This window comes from Erysipelatoclostridium sp. MSK.23.31 (assembly GCF_019125875.1).
Lineage (GTDB): Bacteria > Bacillota_I > Bacilli_A > Erysipelotrichales > Coprobacillaceae > Thomasclavelia > Thomasclavelia ramosa.
Genome location: NZ_JAHOCB010000031.1, coordinates 40421 through 46682, shown reverse-complemented (window position 1 = coordinate 46682; position 6262 = coordinate 40421). Strand labels below are relative to the sequence as shown.

The 6262-nt window shown below is 30.3% G+C and carries 4 protein-coding genes; 1 reads left to right on the top strand and 3 read right to left on the bottom strand.

The genetic code is table 11. The features are described 5' to 3' along the window. Positions 1-85: 85 nt before the first annotated feature. The 3 genes from KSU54_RS13200 to KSU54_RS13190 form a co-directional block, all read right to left on the bottom strand. A complete protein-coding gene (locus KSU54_RS13200; protein WP_003535403.1) occupies positions 86-1597 on the bottom strand; it encodes a L,D-transpeptidase family protein in 1512 nt (503 codons plus the stop codon). 153 nt (positions 1598-1750) lie between these two features. Next, the gene (locus KSU54_RS13195) at positions 1751-3259 is read right to left on the bottom strand and encodes an LCP family protein (RefSeq protein ID WP_003535404.1); all 1509 of its coding nucleotides are present in this window, start codon (positions 3257-3259) and stop codon (positions 1751-1753) included. Between the two features lie 98 nt (positions 3260-3357). Next, the gene (locus KSU54_RS13190; RefSeq protein ID WP_003535406.1) at positions 3358-4857 is read right to left on the bottom strand and encodes an LCP family protein; all 1500 of its coding nucleotides are present in this window, start codon (positions 4855-4857) and stop codon (positions 3358-3360) included. Positions 4858-5100: 243 nt separating this feature from the next. On the opposite strand from KSU54_RS13190, the gene KSU54_RS13185 reads away from it, so the two are divergent. After that, positions 5101-6204 carry a transglutaminase domain-containing protein gene (locus tag KSU54_RS13185; protein WP_003535408.1) on the top strand — a complete coding sequence of 368 codons (1104 nt, stop codon included), beginning with the start codon at positions 5101-5103 and terminating at the stop codon, positions 6202-6204. The last annotated feature ends 58 nt before the right edge of the window (positions 6205-6262 follow it).

The following is a 6262-nucleotide window of genomic DNA, read 5'->3' as shown; positions in this document are numbered from 1 at the left end:
AGAAAAGAGATAGCTTTCGCTATCTCTTAAGCCCCTCCACTATTGACACGGAGCCGTTTAACTAAGAAAATGCTTTTTAATAATTTTAATAATGAATAAAAACTGGATCATTCATTCTAATCAGCTCATATAATTTTTTGGCATCCTCTTCTTGAAGATTCAAACATCCATGTGATCCTTTTACTTTATACAGATCTGGAGTCCAATTTGCCCAGTCGCTTCGATCCAAAGCATGATATCCAGTTCCTGTCCACATAATTCTAATCCAATATTTAACCGGAGTCTCATAATCTTCGCCAACTAAAACTTTCTCTGGTTTTTTCTCTTTGATATACCATACCCCTGTACGTGTGATACGATCATTTTTCTCAGTTGGTAATCCACTTACACAAATACAAGAATAAGCTAATTGACCATCGCGATACACGTATACTCTTTGTTCAGTTAAATCAATTTCACTATAATTTTGAGTATCCCAATCATTTTCAAAGTTTTCATAATCTTTTTGATACGCCTTATTAGAATAAGTTGGTTCTAATTCCGTTGTTAAAGCTTTTTGATTCTTTTTACTTTGCTCACTGAGGTAGGCCTCAATTAATTTACTGTCCGTTTTTTCAGTAATCGCTGCTTCTACTTGTTTAACGATCTTTTCATAATCAAGGCGCCAGCCATAGTCACCACCTGAAATCTGAATCACGTTTCCATTATGAGTCGTAAAATTACGTTTCTTTCCAACTGTCTTATAGCGCAAACAAAATTCTTCAATCCACTCACTCATTGCTTCTTTATCAAGGACAACTTCACCTTTATCATTACAGCTTAACCAGTTTTTAATATCATCTGGTGTCATCGTCTCAACTTTGCCTTCTCCCATATCCCAGTTGATCCAATTTAATAGATAATTATTATACGTATTCAACATCTCTTCTAAATGCTTATCACTAATATCACTAACTGGCTGTTGATAAACTTCTGCATATTTATCTTGATCAGTTAAATCAATCTTTGTAGTTAATTTACTTATTGACGTTGTAATTAAGTTACTAAATTTTTCGAGATTTAGTTCATTTCCAATTGTTGCTTTAACCATTTTTCCACTCTTCGTTGTTTCATCGTATTCAATATGAGCATTTGTTGACTGCACAATTTGATATTCTTCATTCCCATTGATAAGCACTGAACCATTAACTATTTCACTTAATTTATTTTGATCATAAGATATTTTTAAATCAATATCATGGTTGTAACCACTAAAAATCCCAAAAATACTACGTTGACTGCGATGATTTTTATAGTCACTTTCTAGATTTTTTTCAAAATCTGCACTTAAATTAATATCTTTCCCTGCAATCGTAAGCTTTTGATTTCCCTCTGCCCCTATTTCCAAAGCATAACTTTCAATCTGGTTCTTTAATACATTTTTACTTTCTTCATAAGTCATGCTTGATACATCGATTCCATTAATAGATGTATTAGGATACCACTTATCACGATAATAAAATGAAAAAATAGCAAAGACAACAATAACTCCTATAATTACTCCACCAGTAATTTTAACACTCTTTTTTAATTTTTTTATCTTCTTAATAAACGCCAATCTACTTCTCTCCTTACAACAACAAACCTTAAATTTTATCTCATTATAGCACAAATAATATCGGTTTCAATCAATTCGCTTAATTAACAAAAAAATCAACAATCTTAAATAAATTTAACAAATTTAACATAAAAAGCCGACTATAATCGTCGGCTAACTTAATCCTTTTACATCAGCTTCAGTAAGTTTTTTACCAGCTTCAATTTTATCAATTACTTTACGAATATTTTGAATTGATTTTTTATAAGGGATTGTAATATATGTTTTCTTCCCTTTTTGCGAATATGTATCATATGAAATAGCCCCATCACCAGTTACTTGAACATTGAACATTTCCCAATTGGCCATATCATCTAACTGCATATTAACTAATGACTTGATATCATCACTTGACATATCAGTTTCAAAACTTCCCTCAACAGCTGCTAAAATATTGCTATAGTTAGTAATAATTTTCGGTGACATTGCTTTTTTCAACATTGCTTTTAATAACCGCTGCTGATTTTTACCACGATCAAAGTCTCCCGATGGTAGAGCATAACGTTCCCGAACAAAACATAATGCTTGATCACCATTTAATTCATTGACACCTTTTTTTATCTTATAATTACCATGTAATGTTGTAAATTCATACGGTGAATCTACTTCCACTCCCCCCAAGGCATCAATAATGTTTGTAATTCCACTAAAATTAGTTTTTGCATAATAATTGACTTTTAGATCTAAAAAGTCTTCTAGTGTCTGAATCGTCTCATTAATTCCATACATTGCTGAATGGGTAATTTTATCCATCTTACCATTTTTATGCAGATTGACTTGAGTATCTCTAGGAACACTAACCATCAATACTTGTTTTTCCAATGGATTGACACAAACAACAAGATTTACATCCGCACGAGAGATAGTGTTAACTGAACCATATGTATCAATACCAGTTATATAGACAATAAAAGGATTTTCAGTAACATCTGTCTTTGTTGTTACTGCTTCTAATTTTTCTTGAACTTCCATTTTATAAACCACTTTAGTTTCATCTTCAAAACTTTCGTGATTAGTTTCCAACACACCTAAATATGACTGATCAGCAACAATACAATCTACTTCACCTTTATACAGAGCATCTGCTAAATCAGCATAATCACTATAATTTTTCTTTTCAGGTTCTTTACCGATTTTTTCTTGTACTTGTGCTAAAGCATCGGTAATACTAGATACACTAGTTTTATTTTCTACTCCGATTGTTTTTCCTTTCAAATCTTCAACTTTATTAATTTTTCCTTGCTTCATTGCATATACTGCAATAACTCTAGTTTGTGTAAATGCACTTGTAATATTACTTAAAAAACTATTACCCTGTGAAGCATACACGCTTCCTACGATCAATAGAGCAGATAAAGCAACACTTACGAACTTACTAATAAAAATTCTAAAGCCTTTTCCTGTTCTTCTTTTTCTTCGTGCTCCGGATGTAATCCAAATCATTTCAAGCAATAATAATGCTATTAAAACAATTATTAAAATTGCATAATACCTAGTTGGTAACATTTTCAATACATAAATATATCCTAAGAATACGGCTGAAGCAATTAACTGTATCGTTAAAATAATTCCTTTAGATGTAAGTTTAGAAAACATTCCTTTTTTCTTTTTCTTCTTTGCCATTCTCTCACCTCACCGAACACCTTTTATAATATCATATTGATTTGTCGTAGCATAGGTTATTTTGTTGTTAAATAGAAAGAGCTTCATAATGAAGCTCTTTAGTTTCCTAGCCCTTTTAAATCCTCTTCAGAAATAGTTCCACCTTGTTCTACCGTATCAATGATCTTCTTAATTTTTTTAACTTGTTTTTGATAAGGTTTCATTACATAGACCTCTGTCCCATACATTGATGCAGTTTTCGAAGTTTTATAACCTTCACCTTCTACTTGAACATTATAAACAGTCCAATCCGACATATCGTTTAACTGCATATTCAATAACGACTTAATTTCTTTACTTGACATATCAGTTTCAAAACTTCCTTCAATCGCAGTCAAAATATTATTAAAATTAGTGATTATCTTTGGTGACATTGCTTTTTCTAACATTGCTTTTAATAATTTTTGTTGATTTTTACCACGGTCAAAATCTCCATTTGGTAAAGAATATCTTTCCCGAACAAAGCATAATGCTTTATCCCCATCCATTTGGTTTTCGCCTTTAACAATGTTGTAATTACCATGTAATGTTGTGAATTTATAATCAGAATCGATTGTTACCCCACCAAGAGCATCTACAATATTTGTCATTCCACTAAAATTAGTTCTCGCAAAATAATTAATTTCAACATCTAAGAAATCTTCAATCGTACTAATTGTTTCACTTGTTCCATAGATTCCGGTATGAGTTAATTTATCCATTTTACCATTCTTATGCAATTGAATTTCACAATCACGCGGAATACTGGTCATCAAAATTTGTTTTGTTTTAGGATTAACAGTAACAATCAAGTTTACATCACTTCGAGCTACGGTACTAACACTACCATATGTATCAATTCCAGTAACATAAATTGTAAATGGGTTTTCTGTTACATTTGTTTGTTTAGTTGTAACACTTAACTTAGATTCATATTCATATGATTTAATAATTTTTGTTTCGTCATCAAAACTATCATGATTTGCTTCCAACATCGACTTATATTCTTGTCCAACAATAATAGCATCTACTTCACCTTTATACAGAGCATCGGCCAATCCGCTATAGTCATCATATTTAACCATATCTTCTTGTTCCCCAAGATCATTTTCCATATCAGCAATTGCTTTAGTAATCGTCGTTGTATCATGTTGATAAGATACACCAAATTTCTTTCCATCAAGATCACTTAATTTAGTTGCACTATTATTTTTCATTGTAATCACTGAAACTAAATATTTTTGTGTTGTTGCTTTAGTAACGGTATTAAAAAAATCATTTCCCCTAACAACATAACTTGATGCGAACATTAATAAAATACTCATTAATAAGCTAATAATTTTTGTAACGATTGAACGCTTGCTTTTTAAACCTTGATTAATTTTCTTTTGCCCGCTCCTCATGATAAAGAAGAAAATTATAATTAATAAACCTAATGCCCCTGTCGCTGGAATCAAGTATTTTAATGGTACTAGATCCAATTGAAAGATTAAATATGTAAACAATGCGGTTGCGAATAACTGCACTGCCAAAATCAAATACTTAGAAGTAATAAATTTAATAAACTTATTGTCTTTCATATAAGCCTCCTATATTCGCACTTTTTTACCGTTAAATAATATCATAATCTGTTTTATAATACAAATTTATGTCGAAATAAATAGAAATTTTAAGAATTTTGTAAGAAATATTAATCATTCATCTATGTTTATTAATAAACATGTTATATTATGGTCTTTATGTGATAATTTTAGCCACTTTTATCATAATCCTTCTTTCTCATGAATAATCCATGTTATACTAAAAATAGGAGGAATCCAAAAATGAAAAAGATATTACTGACGATATTATCACTATTTTTATTAACCGGGTGTTTTAGTTTTCGTGAAAAGTCTAATTCTCGACCAGCAATAACTATTGATACTGACTACTTAAGCGGCGATGCGAGTTATTTATACTATTATCAGTCTTTATCATCTAAAGAAAAAGAAATTTATGAAAATATTTATAATTGCATTCTTGATAATGCAAAAAAGGTCACAATCAGCAGTAATGATTATGAATTAGTTCAAAAAATAAATGATTATGTTTTATATGATCATCCCGAAATCTATTATCTAGATTATTTTGAGCTACAAAATCAAGTTGATATATGTAATTATATTCCCAGTTATTCATATTCTAAAAGTGAACGTGACACTTTAACAGCTCAATTAGAATCTGTCCGTGATGAATTAGTAAATTCGATTTCAAGTGAAAGTAGTGATTATGATAAATTAAAAAAAATTTATCAATTTGTAATTGAGAAGTGTCGATATGTTGATAATGCTAAAGATAATCAATATATTACTAGCTCGTTAATTTATGGTGAAACAGTTTGCAGCGGCTATGTAAAGGCTATTCAGTATCTTGCTGAAGCAGTTGGGATAAAAAGCGCCTATATCGTGGGTAAAGAAATTGGTGCTAGTGACGATGAAGCTTATCATGCCTGGAATTTAATTTATCTAGATGATGACTATTACTATCTTGATGCTACTTGGGGTGATTATGATAGCGAAGGCAATATTTTTGCAATGATGAACTATTTTATGTTTGATTCTGATGATATGTTGAAATTATATGAACCTCTTGATCAATATGAAATAACGAAACAAGGAAATTATACGTATTTCAAATATGAGAATCTTTATAACGAAAATTACAATAAAGCAGCATTAAATAAAATGGTAAAACAGTATAAACATGATAATATTGCCTGGATGGAATTTAAATTTAGTGACAGTTGTTATCAGGAAGCAAAAAAAAGATTGATTGATCAAGAGGAAATGTTTGACCTTTTCAATCCCTATACAAGTAAGCAATATACTGTTCAATATTTTTATTATGATAATTTAAATGTTTTAATTTTTAATCAAAAAATCGAATAATCAGCCGTTCGACACGACTCGTTATTATCCTTGAAAATTCGAGAATTCTTCACGAATT

What these genes read in the sequence shown, in the direction of transcription:
- KSU54_RS13195 (WP_003535404.1), bottom strand. Translation starts at nt 3,259, where the DNA reads ATGGCAAAGAAGAAAAAGAAAAAAGGAATGTTTTCTAAACTTACATCT.
- KSU54_RS13190 (WP_003535406.1), bottom strand. Translation starts at nt 4,857, where the DNA reads ATGAAAGACAATAAGTTTATTAAATTTATTACTTCTAAGTATTTGATT.
- KSU54_RS13185 (WP_003535408.1), top strand. Translation starts at nt 5,101, where the DNA reads ATGAAAAAGATATTACTGACGATATTATCACTATTTTTATTAACCGGG.